Here is a 14,199-nt window from a genome sequence, read left to right on the forward strand (position 1 = left end):
AATTTAAAGTAGGCAGTTTGTGTTTTGTCGCCTATGATCGGTATTAGATAATAAATGATGATCTTGAGGAACATCACATGGCAAAAACGGCTAGCACACCGGGTCGTCGCTTTATGAAACTTGCCAGTATGACGGCAAGCATTGCTACTAAAACCGTTTCCAATTCCATCCGCAATATCACTGCCGATGAAGAACAGAAAAATGCATCTCGCAGTAAACTTTTTCAGGACATCGGTCTGCAAATTGCAGACACTTTGGGTGAAATGAAGGGTGCGGTGATGAAAGTCGGACAAATTGCCTCGCAGTACAAAGACATTTTTCCACCTGAAGTCGCAAAAGCGATCAGTAAATTACAACGCCAAGCGCCAGCCATGCCTTTTGCTGAAATTAAGGCTCAAGTAGAACAAGAACTCGGCAAACCCCTCGCGCAAATTTTTAAAAGTTTTGAAGAACAACCTTTTGCCGCTGCATCCATTGGGCAGGTGCATAAAGCCGTGTTACCTAATGGTCAGCAGGTGGTGGTGAAAGTGCAATATCCTGGTGTCGAAGAAGCCTGTGAAAGTGATTTAAAACAAGTTCGGCTTGCCCTTCGTCTGATGGGCGTATTGAAAATTGATCGGAAGTTACAAAACAAGCTATTTCGTGAAATTCAGGACAGTTTGGACAACGAACTGAACTATGAAATTGAAGCGCAAAACTTAGATGTGGCCCGTGCGTTTCATAGTGCGCTGGATGACAAAATCATCATTCCACAGGTCTATAAAGATTATTCTTCACGTCATATTTTGACTCTAAGTCTAGAGCTTGGCGACAGTATAGAAACTGCCAGCACATGGTCACAAGAAACACGAAATGCCTTGGGAAGACGGTTATTCCGTGCCATTGGCCGTGAAATTTTCTTCCTTAAACGTTTCCACTGTGACCCACATCCGGGCAACTTCGCCTTTCGTGAAGATGGTTCAGTCATCGTATATGACTACGGCGGTGTGAAAACCCTGTCTCCTGAAATCGTGTCGCACTTTAAGCAATTGATCAATGCTGCACGCAAGCACGATATTCCGCTGATGGAACAGCAACTCGATGCCTTACATTCACTCAATGAACTCGGTAAATTCCCTGCGGAGTTGTATGAACAATGGCTGGAAGTGTTGATGCGTCCGCTAACCACACAATATGACTTTGCTGAAAACTCAGCGCACCATGACGGGGTAGAATTAATTAAGCCATCTCTTAAATATTGGGATGTGTTTAAACCGTCGCCAGACACACTGATGGTGAACCGGACTGTTTCAGGACATTATTGGAATTTGATTCATTTGAAAGTGAATGACAATCTCAATGATCTCTTTGAAGAGTTGGTCCCACCTAGCGCTTAAGGGAGCGTAAAGCACTGATTGCCTGATGAATTTCGGGCAATATTTGCATTTTATATTGTTATGTTATAACATTTCTTTAATCAATAAATTTAAGGAACAGAAGAATGCGTGCCAACATCCATCCCGAATACCGTGAAGTACTCTTTCATGACACCAATGCCAATGCCTTTTTTGTGATTGGCAGTACTTTAAGTACCAATCAAACCAAAGAGTTTGAAGGCAAAACTTATCCGTATGTGACACTCGATATTTCAAGTGCATCACATCCTTTTTATACAGGTGAACAACGTCAAGTGAATAACGAAGGACGTATTGCGAACTTTAATAAACGCTTTGCGCGTTTCAAACGCTCACAATAAGTTCAGTTTAGATTAAGTTTTTTCTTTTAAAATTAAAACATTAAAGAAGTTCAGGGTTCCCCTCCTCCAGCCTGAGCTTCTTTTTTTTATGTCTGAAATTTTGTGGTTTTCAAGCGTTGTTTTAAACATCTATTTTTAAAATCGACTGAAATAAGTAATATCCCAGCCCCAATACGATGACACCAATTACCACACTGGAAATAGCATAACTGAATGCTAGCCCACTTTGCCCTTGTCTAAGCAGTTGAAAGGTTTCTAAGCCGAAACTGGAAAAGGTGGTAAAGCCACCTAAGATCCCAACCATAAGCAATAAGCGTGCTTCATTTTGTAGAACGGGATATTTTTGGCTAAATGCAAAGAACACACCTGCACAAAAGCAACCTAAAATATTCACCCACCATGTTGCCCAAGGAAAGAGTACTGTTGGCTTGGCCAATAACAGTCCTGCTGCATAGCGAAGTGTTGCCCCAATTGCGCCGCCACATGCGACCAAAAGCCAGTTCATAGTTGTCCTACTTCAACATCATTGGTATCTACAATTTAGGCAACAGACTGCCTAAGGTCGCCCTTCAATATACACGCATTTAATTTACGCAAATAGTGTTAAATGTTTGGGCCAAAGCTTGCTATAGTCTGCAACACTTTGCGGTATTTTTTATTGAAAGAGGACATTATGGCTCAGGAATTATTAGATCAACTTCAAGCAGGGACTGCGAAATTTTCAGATGTGATTGCATTTATTGAAGCGCGTTATAACCACACACCAACTGCTTTTACCAATGGCAAACAAGCCAATGCAGCGACTGAAAACCAAGGCAGTGCCAAAGTATTTTCTTTTGCCCAATTGAATGGTCTAAACCAAGCTGAAACATTAAGTCTTTTTGCTGAACATTATGCTGCTGTTTTGGCGACACCAGACGCAACTGACCACCAAAACATTCGCCAATTTATGCAAAATGGTTGGGAAGGTATTCAATTTGACGGTCAAGCGCTCAGCGCGAAATAATGCTTAGGTGGACGTTCTAAATCTGTTCGTCTGCAATAAAAAAAGCCAGTACAAATACTGGCTTTTTTTATCGTTGGTCATCAGTTCAAATCAAGACACTCGAACTCTGCAAGTCCATTCAGCCATCGCGGTTTTTTCCCAAGCTCGTGCATGCTTCAAATGTAGTAATTCTTCACCCGCAGTCGTTGCGGTAAAACGATAAGTTTTTTGACCACCGGCACCAAGCACTGGTGTCGTATCCGCAGCATCTTGTTGTTGAGCTGACTGAAACACTTCTTCAACTTTAAAAAGTTTCGGTTGCTCAGCCAAAGACCATACATACCCAGTACTTGGATTTTCGTTTAACAGCACTTCCAAAGTCTGTCCACGATCCATCTCAAGCAAGGTCGGACAACTTTGCTGTTCAGTAAATACATGGGTTTTCCCATCTACAGTTGAACTCATACTGGTACATCCACCAAGCGCCAAACTACTCGCCATCATTAGACTCAAAATAAACTTTTTCTTTATCGTCATTTTCATCATCAAATTATTTTACCTTGAATCTAATGCACACCGATTTCAAATACAATCTCGATGCAATCGAAGTTTAGCCTTTAACTTTTTCAATCCACTGAATCGAACTGACACGAAAAACCTCACAAGCCCCATCACCCGTATCTGTTGGGGTCAAAGATGAAGTCCAAACCAAATCTTTGTCTTTCACCTCAACCAAATCCCCTTTTAAACGCACAAGATCACCACGTTTTACTTGAGTAATTTGTTTCGCAATTTGCGGGTTTGCAGGAATGATGTGCATATTCGACACCATCATCATGGCTTGCTTTTGCGGTACAGGAACGCGATCCATTTTCCAATTTAAGAAACGGTCATATTGATTGACTGAAATCGTACGAGCAATTTCTGGCTCTGCAAATAAACCCCAACTGACTGCATAATCGATCGGAGAAAATTTTGCTTGTTCATCTGTTTGATAGGTTTTTGAACCTAAAATTCGGAAATCACCTTTAAATTCTTTCAAGGTAGAAATCGACTGGCCTTTGGCAGCAGGTGCTAAGCCTTTGGCAATATTATAATCTGAAGACGCTTGGACACCGACATTCAATAAAAAGCCTGCAAGCACAGTACTTAATGCAATTCGCTTGATCATCGCGTTATCCTCTTACCCTGTAATACTTCACATTACTCAATTTTAATTCTGCAATTGAGCCGACTTCATCTATACATAATGCCCCAACCTGAACATGAGCTTAAAATCCCGTAGGTTGAGCATGATGAATGTCGTTTTCACTAGTTGTAACTCTATATTACGCACACAGTCTGCATAAACCTTATGAACTTGGTAACAAAATGCTGTTATTCAGTCAATTGGCCCATATCCATGCCCTACCACATGATTTAAAATTAAAAAGACATAAATTACACTTTAAAAAAAGCCAACAACAATACCCGCTATGATTTATAAATTTTATCAACAACACATTTTTCCGCATCTTTTAAATCAAGTCATGCAAGTGCCGAGCCTGATGGATAAACGACGCGAACTCCTGTTAGCCGTATCTGGTGAGGTGCTCGAAATTGGCTTTGGTACAGGTTTGAATTTAGCGTTTTATCAAAATGTCGATACGGTTTTTGCCCTAGAACCCAATCCTGATATTTTTCATTTAGCTGCTGAACGTGTACATGCAGCGCCGTTTGAGGTACAGCATATTTTAGCCGGTGCTGAAAAATTACCCTTTGCAGATGAAAGTCTAGATCATGTCGTGAGTACATGGACCTTATGCAGCATTGCCGATATTGAAACTGCGCTTGAAGAAATCTACCGCGTCCTTAAACCAACAGGGACATTTCATTTAGTAGAGCATGTACAACACAATGAAAATCGGAAAATTAAGCAGTTACAACACCTACTGACGCCCATTCAAAAGAAAGTCGCGGATGGCTGTCATCTGGATCGTCATATGCAAAAGTTGCTTGAAGATGCCCAGTTTGAATGTTTTGAAACGCAGTATTTTGATGCAGAAGGCATTCCAAAAATTGGTCAGCGCATGTTGCTCGCCCGCGCACGGAAGTTGAGTTAAAGCGTCCAAGGCCATGTTTAAGCACAATCAAATATAGATAAAAGTACCTAGTCTTTGATTAGTCGAATGGCATTAATTTTTAGGATATGACAGGGCTTTTTATTCAACACATTATAGGTGTTATACGACTTCCCTGTTTTGATGGAATGCACATCCACCCATTCACCCAAAATCTCCACGCGATCACCTGATTTTAAACGCCGAATACGATTTGCGACATCTTCGGATTGAGCAATCACACTAACATTTTGCAATTCGGACTTGAGCTGTTCAATTTGTGTCGAGGGCGCGTCTTTCGCTTGCACACTAAAACAGCGGTTCTGCTGAGACCATTCAAGATGGTATTTTAAAGATTGGATATCATTTGCGCCTGAACTCAGTAGCAGATCAATATTGCTGACATAGGCCAAGTCTTGAAAGCCACCCACCACAGTCGGTGCTGCCGGATGTAGTGTACGACTACTGGCACTGTAGTAGCGTTTATCCAACAGCAAATATTCACCGGAAAATGCCTGAGTCGCTGTGACCTGAAAATTTTTCAGCACACCTGTCTGCTCTAAATGTGGAATGGCACGAAAATATTCAGACCATATCCACAGCATGAGCGCAAAAACGGCTGCAGTCGCTAAGAGTTTTTCCATGTGAATATTCTGTCCTTATTACTTTTCGACGCTTCTGAGCCTGAATCACGCGAGCTTAAATATGCTCAAAATCAATTCGGATGGTTTCAAAACGCACTCGCCCTTCGGCAATGGCTTGAGCAATCGCTTGTTGCCCTTTGGTCAAACGTGCCCCACCACTTTTAATATCAATCAGCACCACTTCGATGTCTTCAGCGAGGCCATCGCCATCACGAAAGTCGGTATAGCCATCAAAAACCACATAATCGATCGGGTCACCAAGAAACTTTGCATCGCTAGGTAGATACTGAAATTCGGGCATGATCGGCGCCATTTGTTCGGCCATTTTGCCTTTTAAAACAGCACGACTGGTATTTACACTGCGCTTTTGTGCATGGGCCAAGGCCTGCTGATGTTCCAATTCTAGTTCTGCAATATATTGCTCGTATTCTGCCTTAATCCTTCCATTGCGACTACCACTTAAAATTAAGGTGGTCAGTACAATCCCAATACACGCGCCAATGAGCATGGCCATCCAGACAGACATTTAAAATTCCTAATCTTTTTAAGACATTACTGCGAAACGTATAGAAAAAACTTAGACTTTGGTTCTTTGTCATATTCCCCGCATTAAACAATGATATGCTAGGGATGAGCAGAATAAAATCTATTTAGGTCGATGAAAACGATATTAATTGCCAATCAAAAAGGTGGTTGTGGCAAAACCATCACAGCAATCAGTTTAGCCTCTGCACTTGCGCAAAAAGGTTATAAAGTGGCCTTGGCAGATGCTGACAATCAAAAGTCTGCACGTCAATGGCTCAAACAGCGCCCAGAGACTGCAGCCCCAATTCAGAGCCTAGATTGGCGTCATGAAAAGTCGATTGGTGATGTGCCGAAAGGGATTGAATATCTAATTATCGATGCACCGGGTGCGTTATCGGGTGAACATGCAGATCAGTTGGTCAGTGAAGCTCATGCCATCATTACCCCGCTACAACCATCTTTCTTCGACATCGACTCGACCCGTCGTTTTTTAAAGCATTTGCAAGAAATTAAACGGATTCGTAAAGGTAAAGTCCAAATCTTATTACTGGCCAATCGTGTCAAACCCAATTCTGCTCATTCCAAAGAAATTCAAGATTTTTTCAATAAAGTTGAACAACAGCCCGTTGCTTGGATTTCTGAACGTACCGCTTATGGTCAACTTGCCATGCAAGGTCTTTCGGTTTTTGATAAAACACAAAAATTGTACCTCGGTATGCAACAACAATGGCAACCTGTGCTCAATGCCATAATTGAAGACGAAGCCGAGTGGTTTTAACCCATCATTCCACATTTTGCTGATATAAAGGCCAATCTTGCAAGGATCTAGCCTGAAAGATATTCACCATAAGTTAACAAGCTCTCGTTTTCGGGAGCTTTTTTTTCAGTTAAGATTGAACACAACATGATGAAAAAATCAGAGCACGCATTGCCAACGTTCGCACCTACATTACAAAAAGTCTTATTGTTCGGATTATTTTTTATCCTGATTTTTTTGAGCTTTAGCGTACTCAAATACTTTATTGTGCCCGTCGTTTGGGCAGCGATTATTGCTTATATGACTTGGCCGCTGTATCAATCGGTGCATCGTTTTTGTGGCAATCGTGCAAATCTAAGTGCGGCGCTGATGATCTTACTGGTGGTGCTCGTGGTGGGTCTGCCGGTGATTTTTGCGATCTTCTTGCTACAACATGAAGGCCGTAACTTGTATTTTGAATTACAAAAGCAGGTCTTCTCGGGTCATGTCAATGTGCCTGATTTTATTCGCCAACTGCCGTTTATTGGTAAAGAAGTCAGTCGTACCCTGCATGAGCTGAACAATGACCCGAACAGTATTATTCAATCGGTACAAATTTGGATTCAGGGGCATTTGAACTACGGTAAAGTTTTGGTTGGCGAAGTCAGTAAAAATATCTTTAAGCTGTGTTTTGCCGTGATGTCTTTATTTTTCTTCTATCGTGACGGTCAAACCATTTTAAGTCAGGTCAGTAAAGCCCTCGAAATGGTCATTGGGCCACGTATTCATCATTATCTTGCCACTATTTCGGATACCACACGTGCCGTAGTGTATGGCATCGGCCTCACCGCGATTGCCCAAGCTTTACTTGCCGGTGTGAGCTATTTTGTCGCCGATGTGCCTAACCCAATGTTATTAACCATCATTACCTTCATGTTGGCACTGATTCCGTTTGGTCCACCGATTTCATATACCGCTGTGTCGTTGTGGTTATTTTCACAAGGTCAAACCATCGAAGCCATTGGCGTCATGGCTTGGGGTGTTTGTGTGGTGAGTACGGCCGATAACGTGATTCGCCCTTTAGTGATTTCAGGGGCAACGCAGATTCCATTCTTATTAATCATGTTTGGTGTTTTGGGTGGGATCGCCAGTTTCGGTCTTGTCGGTTTATTTATCGGGCCAGTGATCTTGGCGGTACTCTTGGCGATTTGGCGTGAATGGTTACATGAAACCCAAATTGAACCCGTCATGATGCCCAAAGCAACATTGGCACATAACTTAGACAATATGGATGATAAGCCTGAACAACCTTAATTCAGGCTTGAATTCATTAAACAAATATTACAATCAAATACTTAAATTATCTGTCATCCTGTATCCGCATCTGTTTCAATGGTTGAAATTCCATAAAAACAGACAGGATGCCAAACATGTCTTCACTATTTAAATTCGGCGCGCTTGCTGCGGTCAGTGCCCTGATGTTTACAGGCTGTGCGAGTACCTCGACTTCAACAGGTCTGAATGCAAAAACCGTGACGGTCAATGCCGTGACTGCTCAAGGTATTGGTCAAAGCATCGGTCAAATTAACTTGGTTGATAGCCCTGCTGGCTTGGTTATTCATACCAATTTAACCCAGCTTCCTCCGGGTCCACACGGTTTCCATATTCATGAAAAAGGTTCTTGTGCCCCAGCTGAAAAAGATGGAAAAGTGGGTGCTGCACTCGCTGCGGGTGGTCACTTTAACCCTAAAGCGGCACCTCACCACGGTACACCGTTAACCGGTCACATGGGTGACTTACCGATCCTTCAAGTTCAAACGGATGGCACAGCAAAAGTGAATTTAATTGCACCGCGTTTGAAATTAGCGGATGTACAAGGCTTAGCCATCATGGTCCATGCCGGTGGTGATAATTACTCTGACGACCCTAAACCTCTAGGCGGTGGCGGTGACCGTATTGCCTGTGGTGTGATTCAATAATCGACCTTGCATATAGATTTGAACAAGCGGACTTTAAGTCCGCTTTTCTATTGAATAAAAATTGACAGTTCACAGAAAAAAGCTCAGTCTAATTTACAAAATCATTCGAATACTTCATAACTCTGTGAACACGCGACTCTCTTGGTTTCAACAGTTTCAATCCAGTGCAATCATTATGTATTGCCTGCAAATTTGTATTGTTTTGAGTGGCACCACGCTCGGATTATATTTTCTCGGTTTTCATAGTTTTATTGTGCCCGTCACCTTAGGTGCGATTGCTACCGCGCTCACGGACTTTGATGACCGACTCAGCATCCGACTGCGTAATTTGCTCTATGTCTGCGTACTCTTCTTTAGTGTCAGTAGTATTTTAGATTTTCTCTATCCCTATAAGCTGCTGTTTATCTTATATCTTTCACTGTCCAGTGCAGGATTTATTTTATTAGGAGCTTTGGGGCAACGCTATGCCACGATTTCTTTTGGCACGATTTTACTATCGATCTACACCATGTTCGGCTTGGGCGAATATGACACCTGGTATTTTCAACCCAGTTGCTTTGTTCTAGGGGCAATATGGTATGGCTTGACCTCAATTCTCTTTTACCTGATTAAACCTACCCTACCTGTACAGGACAATCTCTCGCGTTGTTTTTTACAAATCGCCGAAGTACTGAATGCAAAAGCACGCTTATTTGACCCAGATAATGTCAACAATGTGGAACACTTACTGTATGAATTATCGCTCAAAAACAGTGATGTCATCCCGAGTTTAAACACGACCAAAGCTTCTTTACTCACCCGTTTAAAAGCCTCAAGAGCCAATAAAAATACCATCTACTGGCTGAATTTATATTTCTTGGCACAAGATATTCACGAACAGGCCAGTGCGAATTATTTACACTACGAACAAATTCATCAAAATTTTAGCCGTACCGATTTAATTTTTCGTTTTCAAAAAAATATTCGATTACAAGCGCAGGCTTGCCAACAGTTGGCCTACTGTATTTTGCATCGGCAGCCCTATCAGCCTGATCCCATTACTGCGCAAGCACTGGCACATTTGCATGCCTCTTTGCAGGAGTGGATGGCCAATAATCCGCAAAATATAGAAGTGAAAAACCTACAGCTGATCTTGAGCAATTTGGACAGTGTGCAAGAACGTTTTTCGCATGTGCAGGATTTAGATCATTCACAGCAACAGGCTTATCAGCAGCATATCGACAACCTCAATTTACTCGATGACGATATTCACGGCTGGCATGATTTATGGCTCAAACTGAAACAGCATTTGAGTCCCGAGTCTGCCTTATTTCGCCATGCCGTTCGCATCGCCTTTGTCTTTGCTATGGGCTATGCCATTTCCCTCTTGCCCTTTGCCAAAAATGGCTACTGGATATTATTGACCAGTTTATTTGTCTGTCAGATGCGTTATTTTGCGACCAAAAGTCGTTTAAAAATGCGGACTTTGGGAACCATATTAGGGGTCTTACTTGGCATTCCTATTTTGTATTTTGTGCCTAGTGTCGAAGGTCAATTACTACTGACGATTATTTTTGGCGTGTGCTTTTTCTATCTGAGTGCCAAAAAATATGCCATGGCGACCCTCATGGCAACCTTAATGGTCTTGCTGATTTTTAATTTAAAAGGCGCTGGTTATGCGGTCATTTTACCGCGTATCGTTGATACCCTACTCGGCTGTTTTATTGCATGGTTCGCAGTGAATGTGATCTGGCCAGATTGGGACTTTCGCAATATTTCCAAGACCATTCAAAAAAGCTCTGCTGCGACCCTGCATTATTTTGATGCCGTAGTTGAGCAATATCTCCATGGGAAAACCAATAGCATTGATTATCGGCGTGCCCGTCGTTCAGCCCATAATGCTCAAACTAAACTATCGAGCATGATTTCAAGTTTAAGTACCGAGCCTGAACCCGACCAAACTTTGATTCAACATGCTTTTCGCTATTTGGTCTATAGCCATAGCCAGCTCAGTTATATTTCTGCACTGGGGAGCCACCGTGAACAAGTACAAGACCAACAAGTCCTTGAACTACTGCAATGGTGTCAAAGCACCTTAGACGAGGTCTTAATTCAGCAAAAACCGCTCAATCCTGAGAAAATTCAGCAAAAACTTTTCGAAATTCAAACACTCAGCACTGAAGAAATGCTGTCTAATCACCTACAACTGGTGCTCAAGCAGATCAGTTTATTATTAGAAACATTAGCCGAACTGATTCAGCTCAGAACACAGCTAATTCAGGCGGAAATTAAATAAAATCATATGGGACTCTTGATGAAAATGCTTAGTTTCGGTCTTAAACGCCTCATATTAACCACGATTGTGGCGACCTCATGTTTAGCTGCCTCTTCTGTATTTGCAGCACCGACAGCACAAGATTTGAAGCGTATTTTGGAATGTCAGGCCGATTACGACACCTACCATGACACTTTACTCGATTATGAAAAGGCTCTGGGGCAATTGGGTTGGAAACGCCATGATGATCCACATCAACCGTTTATTTATATCTATAAAAATAAGCAGGCTGTAGAGTTTTTTGGCATGCCGACCCAAGAAATTGGCCTGTCTTCCAATGCAGTATTCGCAATCTATCGCCAAGCCGATGTGAAAAAACTTGCCCAAAAGTATGGCATTGAACAGCATCCGATGTTTGCCAATATGCCGTTTTTCCGTGGTGAAAAAATCCTACGCACGGAAGTTGAAACGGATGATCTGCATGCCATTAATCACAAACTGAGCCTGTCTGAAATGACCGGAAAAAGCCCGATGATTTTATTCGGCTGTAACTATGAATTTGATCAGGGTTCAATTGAAGACTCCTTAGCGGATCTAGAAGATTAATCCGAGCAGATGACTCAGAATTAACTTTAAAAACATTCACTTAGATTCAATATGCGAATCAATTATTTCAACATGAACGCTTCGTTCCTGCTGTGCTTTCAGGTACACTCAAGGCTGAAATCACTTTGAATTTAGACTTCGCATGAATATCAAGACCTTACGCTTTGTGGGCCTACTCGAAGGCATCTCCTTTTTATTATTGTTGTTCATTGCTATGCCAATGAAGTACCTGATGGATAATCCAATATTGGTCAAATACGTCGGTATGGGACATGGCGTCTTGTTTATTGCCTTCTTGGTGGTGCTATTTGTGGTCTGTGAAAAACAAAAATGGTCACTCAGTGTATTTCTAATGGGCTTAATTGCATCGATTTTGCCTTTTGGTCCGTTCATTTTCGATCGCAAATTAAAAAATGCAGAACAACCTGCAACATCAAATTAAGACTGTATACAACAAATAAAAAAGCCCAATGTTGTTCTACACAGCACTGGGCTTTTTCTATGATGGCATGAACTCGAATTTAAAATTCACCCGACAATTGACGTTGTCGCATAATATCTCGCACCACCAAGCGTGGTAGGCTGAACCACAAGATAATGAGTATAAAACCCGCCAAACTATAGGCCCAAAGTCCAAAGTTCTCATACAGCACGCGCACGATTTCGATCACGGCAAAGAACGTCAGCATCATGATCACAGACACTGCCGCAGCCACTGTGCCCTTCGACATTTCAGACGACATTAAGGCAAATCGATAGAGAACAGAAAAGCTAATCCCTTCACCAAAACTGACCAAACTCATGCCAAGAATGAGCAATGTCAGAAAATAACTTTCAGTCATCGTCCCAATCACCACGAGGCTCGTCCCGAGTAACATCAGCGGTAGCCCGATCATCACAGACTGACCTAGAGGCAGTTTGTCGATGATTTTAATCAGGACAATATTACCGAGGATCAGACCGCCCAAAACGGGAAACTGTGCCATGCCGTATTGCATGCTACTCAGTCCTAGTTGCTCCACCAATATGACCGGAGATAGCGCAATCCAGAGCATCAGTGGCATAGCCACCATCGGTAGACCCAGTGTCAGCGCCAAAAAGCGTTTGTTTTTTAACACCTGTTTAAAGTCATCGATAATATAACCCACCGGTTGCTTTGGGATGCTGATGTGCTGTGTCGGCATCTTGGCTTTTAAACCAAACCAACTCAGAAAAGATAGAAATGCGATTCCAATAAAGCCCCAATGCCATGACACGTGATCAATCATAAAGGCACCGAGTACAGGACCGATCAGTGGCGCCAGTAGTGAGATATTCGCCATGATCGCCATGACTTTGATGGCATCTCGCTCTTCAAAAGTTTCCTGTACAGCAGCATAGCCCACAGCAGAAATAACCGATAAACCAAAACCCTGTAAAAAACGCAAAGTTAAAAAGCTTTCGATATTATGCGTGAGCAATATCACTAAACAGCATATGCTAAAAAATGCTACACCACCCAACAGGACTTTTTTACGGCCTAATCGGTCTGACAAGGGTCCTAATATCGCAGCGACACAGGCACCTCCCAATAAGTAAAATGACATCGACGAGGGTGCCCATGCACTACTCACACCAAACTCTTGGGTAATCGCAAGCATGGCAGGTTGGACTAAGTCGTTTCCGATATAGACAGAAAATTCAAATAAAACCAGTGCCAAGGGAAACATTAAGGTGGCACGACTTAATTTTGTGGTTTGTACGTTTTGCATTGTTATCTACATATCAAATGTGTGCTGTCGAGCTTGAAATGACAAATAGGGAGAGACACTTCAGCCCAATGACGAGCACTGTAATATTAATTTTAAAAATGAATTTGCGGCGTATCCGCCATATGTGCGTCGTATTCACAAGACGCTAGATAGAGTTGACATCCTCACACCCTTAAAAGAGGGCGATTCCTACAGCTAGACGCTTATGCCCAAGCGCAAGAATGTTTAGAGCTGAGTTTATATCTCGATCATGAGCTGTACCACAGCTCATGCACTCCCATTCTCTTATTCCAAGATCTGTCTTACCTTTTGGACTACTTGAGGTGATCTCACCGCAGCACGAACAGATTTGGGTGGTATAGGCTTCTTGGACTTCTTCAAACAATACGCCTGCGTTCTCGCATTTATACTTGAGCATTGTTTTTAGTGCCGAAAATCCTGTATCCAAAACAGATTTTGCCATTTTGGTTTTTACTAATTTTTTAGCACTCAAGTCACCTACAATAATCAGTGCATTTTCATTCACAAGCTTGGTGCTTGCTTTATGCAAATGATCTTTTCGACTATTTGCAATCTTGGCGTGTAATGCACGAACACGCTTCTTATTCCTTGCTCTCTGAGCAATACCTAATTTCTGCTCATATTTTCGATAGAATTTTGGATTTGAAATTACAGTGCCATCAGAACAGGTGGCAATATCTTTTAAGCCTAGATCAATACCAATCGCTTGGGTTGCTGTCGATTTATCTTGCTTAGGTGATTCAACAACAAGACATACATACCAACGCCCACGGCTATCCTCTACAAATGAACCTGTTTTTAACGTGTATTTGCTTAAACCGTAGCTATCCCAAAGCTTAAATTGGTGTTTTCCATACTGGACAT

The 14,199-nt window shown here is 42.1% G+C and carries 17 protein-coding genes; 10 read left to right on the forward strand and 7 right to left on the reverse strand.

Annotation, left to right across the window (positions count from 1 at the left end):
• Nucleotides 1-77 precede the first annotated feature (77 nt).
• Complete coding sequence (locus FTU37_RS05265; protein WP_180123933.1) at nt 78-1,376, forward strand: AarF/ABC1/UbiB kinase family protein; 1,299 nt, start codon at nt 78-80, stop codon at nt 1,374-1,376.
• A gap of 104 nt (nt 1,377-1,480) precedes the next feature.
• Nucleotides 1,481-1,735: a type B 50S ribosomal protein L31 gene (locus tag FTU37_RS05270; RefSeq protein ID WP_078189321.1), complete on the forward strand. Its 255-nt coding sequence runs from the start codon at nt 1,481-1,483 to the stop codon at nt 1,733-1,735.
• A 121-nt stretch (nt 1,736-1,856) separates the two neighbouring features.
• On the opposite strand, the gene crcB is transcribed toward FTU37_RS05270, so the two are convergent.
• Complete coding sequence (gene crcB, locus FTU37_RS05275) at nt 1,857-2,240, reverse strand: fluoride efflux transporter CrcB (protein WP_078189322.1); 384 nt, start codon at nt 2,238-2,240, stop codon at nt 1,857-1,859.
• A gap of 168 nt (nt 2,241-2,408) precedes the next feature.
• On the opposite strand from crcB, the gene FTU37_RS05280 reads away from it, so the two are divergent.
• Nucleotides 2,409-2,741, forward strand: coding sequence for a HopJ type III effector protein (locus tag FTU37_RS05280; RefSeq protein ID WP_078192490.1), 333 nt, complete (start codon nt 2,409-2,411; stop codon nt 2,739-2,741).
• Between the two features lie 90 nt (nt 2,742-2,831).
• On the opposite strand, the gene FTU37_RS05285 is transcribed toward FTU37_RS05280, so the two are convergent.
• Together FTU37_RS05285 and FTU37_RS05290 are read right to left on the reverse strand one after the other, a co-directional pair.
• Nucleotides 2,832-3,257 (reverse strand): protease inhibitor I42 family protein, encoded by a 426-nt coding sequence (locus FTU37_RS05285; protein ID WP_257225227.1) that lies wholly within the window; start codon nt 3,255-3,257, stop codon nt 2,832-2,834.
• A 73-nt stretch (nt 3,258-3,330) separates the two neighbouring features.
• Entirely contained in the window at nt 3,331-3,891 is a 561-nt protein-coding gene (locus FTU37_RS05290) for a hypothetical protein (RefSeq protein ID WP_078189325.1), read from the reverse strand.
• Between the two features lie 304 nt (nt 3,892-4,195).
• On the opposite strand from FTU37_RS05290, the gene FTU37_RS05295 reads away from it, so the two are divergent.
• Entirely contained in the window at nt 4,196-4,822 is a 627-nt protein-coding gene (locus tag FTU37_RS05295; protein ID WP_168378146.1) for a class I SAM-dependent methyltransferase, read from the forward strand.
• 47 nt (nt 4,823-4,869) lie between these two features.
• Here the strand turns inward: FTU37_RS05295 and FTU37_RS05300 are convergent, their stop codons facing one another.
• Both FTU37_RS05300 and FTU37_RS05305 read right to left on the reverse strand, forming a co-directional pair.
• Nucleotides 4,870-5,463: a hypothetical protein gene (locus tag FTU37_RS05300; RefSeq protein WP_168378147.1), complete on the reverse strand. Its 594-nt coding sequence runs from the start codon at nt 5,461-5,463 to the stop codon at nt 4,870-4,872.
• Between the two features lie 55 nt (nt 5,464-5,518).
• A complete protein-coding gene (locus FTU37_RS05305) occupies nt 5,519-5,989 on the reverse strand; it encodes a Holliday junction resolvase-like protein (protein WP_078192492.1) in 471 nt (156 codons plus the stop codon).
• A 132-nt stretch (nt 5,990-6,121) separates the two neighbouring features.
• On the opposite strand from FTU37_RS05305, the gene FTU37_RS05310 reads away from it, so the two are divergent.
• The 6 genes from FTU37_RS05310 (at nt 6,122) to FTU37_RS05335 (ending at nt 12,005) form a co-directional block, all read left to right on the forward strand.
• Nucleotides 6,122-6,766: a ParA family protein gene (locus FTU37_RS05310; protein ID WP_078192493.1), complete on the forward strand. Its 645-nt coding sequence runs from the start codon at nt 6,122-6,124 to the stop codon at nt 6,764-6,766.
• Nucleotides 6,767-6,916: 150 nt separating this feature from the next.
• Nucleotides 6,917-8,038: an AI-2E family transporter gene (locus FTU37_RS05315; RefSeq protein WP_171263748.1), complete on the forward strand. Its 1,122-nt coding sequence runs from the start codon at nt 6,917-6,919 to the stop codon at nt 8,036-8,038.
• 116 nt (nt 8,039-8,154) lie between these two features.
• Nucleotides 8,155-8,703: a superoxide dismutase family protein gene (gene sodC, locus FTU37_RS05320; RefSeq protein ID WP_180003399.1), complete on the forward strand. Its 549-nt coding sequence runs from the start codon at nt 8,155-8,157 to the stop codon at nt 8,701-8,703.
• A 124-nt stretch (nt 8,704-8,827) separates the two neighbouring features.
• Nucleotides 8,828-10,978: a YccS family putative transporter gene (yccS, locus tag FTU37_RS05325; RefSeq protein WP_373686279.1), complete on the forward strand. Its 2,151-nt coding sequence runs from the start codon at nt 8,828-8,830 to the stop codon at nt 10,976-10,978.
• A gap of 18 nt (nt 10,979-10,996) precedes the next feature.
• Nucleotides 10,997-11,563, forward strand: coding sequence for a hypothetical protein (locus FTU37_RS05330; RefSeq protein WP_180055413.1), 567 nt, complete (start codon nt 10,997-10,999; stop codon nt 11,561-11,563).
• A gap of 142 nt (nt 11,564-11,705) precedes the next feature.
• Nucleotides 11,706-12,005: a DUF3817 domain-containing protein gene (locus tag FTU37_RS05335; RefSeq protein ID WP_078189335.1), complete on the forward strand. Its 300-nt coding sequence runs from the start codon at nt 11,706-11,708 to the stop codon at nt 12,003-12,005.
• Nucleotides 12,006-12,084: 79 nt separating this feature from the next.
• Here FTU37_RS05335 and FTU37_RS05340 read toward each other — a convergent pair whose 3' ends face one another.
• The gene (locus tag FTU37_RS05340; RefSeq protein WP_180123934.1) at nt 12,085-13,314 is read right to left on the reverse strand and encodes an MFS transporter; all 1,230 of its coding nucleotides are present in this window, start codon (nt 13,312-13,314) and stop codon (nt 12,085-12,087) included.
• A 172-nt stretch (nt 13,315-13,486) separates the two neighbouring features.
• Nucleotides 13,487-14,199, reverse strand: a 713-nt coding sequence (locus tag FTU37_RS05345) for an RNA-guided endonuclease TnpB family protein (RefSeq protein ID WP_180123935.1), incomplete at its 5' end; no start/stop codon positions are given.

Origin of the sequence: Acinetobacter sp. YH12097 (assembly GCF_013419225.1) — a bacterium.
GTDB classification, from domain to species: domain Bacteria; phylum Pseudomonadota; class Gammaproteobacteria; order Pseudomonadales; family Moraxellaceae; genus Acinetobacter; species Acinetobacter amyesii.

Bases quoted from the DNA above. Each gene is read 5' to 3' on its own strand.
- FTU37_RS05265 (WP_180123933.1), top strand. From the start codon at position 78: ATGGCAAAAACGGCTAGCACACCGGGTCGTCGCTTTATGAAACTTGCC.
- FTU37_RS05270 (WP_078189321.1), top strand. From the start codon at position 1,481: ATGCGTGCCAACATCCATCCCGAATACCGTGAAGTACTCTTTCATGAC.
- crcB (WP_078189322.1), bottom strand. From the start codon at position 2,240: ATGAACTGGCTTTTGGTCGCATGTGGCGGCGCAATTGGGGCAACACTT.
- FTU37_RS05280 (WP_078192490.1), top strand. From the start codon at position 2,409: ATGGCTCAGGAATTATTAGATCAACTTCAAGCAGGGACTGCGAAATTT.
- FTU37_RS05285 (WP_257225227.1), bottom strand. From the start codon at position 3,257: ATGACGATAAAGAAAAAGTTTATTTTGAGTCTAATGATGGCGAGTAGT.
- FTU37_RS05290 (WP_078189325.1), bottom strand. From the start codon at position 3,891: ATGATCAAGCGAATTGCATTAAGTACTGTGCTTGCAGGCTTTTTATTG.
- FTU37_RS05295 (WP_168378146.1), top strand. From the start codon at position 4,196: ATGATTTATAAATTTTATCAACAACACATTTTTCCGCATCTTTTAAAT.
- FTU37_RS05300 (WP_168378147.1), bottom strand. From the start codon at position 5,463: ATGGAAAAACTCTTAGCGACTGCAGCCGTTTTTGCGCTCATGCTGTGG.
- FTU37_RS05305 (WP_078192492.1), bottom strand. From the start codon at position 5,989: ATGTCTGTCTGGATGGCCATGCTCATTGGCGCGTGTATTGGGATTGTA.
- FTU37_RS05310 (WP_078192493.1), top strand. From the start codon at position 6,122: ATGAAAACGATATTAATTGCCAATCAAAAAGGTGGTTGTGGCAAAACC.
- sodC (WP_180003399.1), top strand. From the start codon at position 8,155: ATGTCTTCACTATTTAAATTCGGCGCGCTTGCTGCGGTCAGTGCCCTG.
- FTU37_RS05330 (WP_180055413.1), top strand. From the start codon at position 10,997: ATGAAAATGCTTAGTTTCGGTCTTAAACGCCTCATATTAACCACGATT.
- FTU37_RS05335 (WP_078189335.1), top strand. From the start codon at position 11,706: ATGAATATCAAGACCTTACGCTTTGTGGGCCTACTCGAAGGCATCTCC.
- FTU37_RS05340 (WP_180123934.1), bottom strand. From the start codon at position 13,314: ATGCAAAACGTACAAACCACAAAATTAAGTCGTGCCACCTTAATGTTT.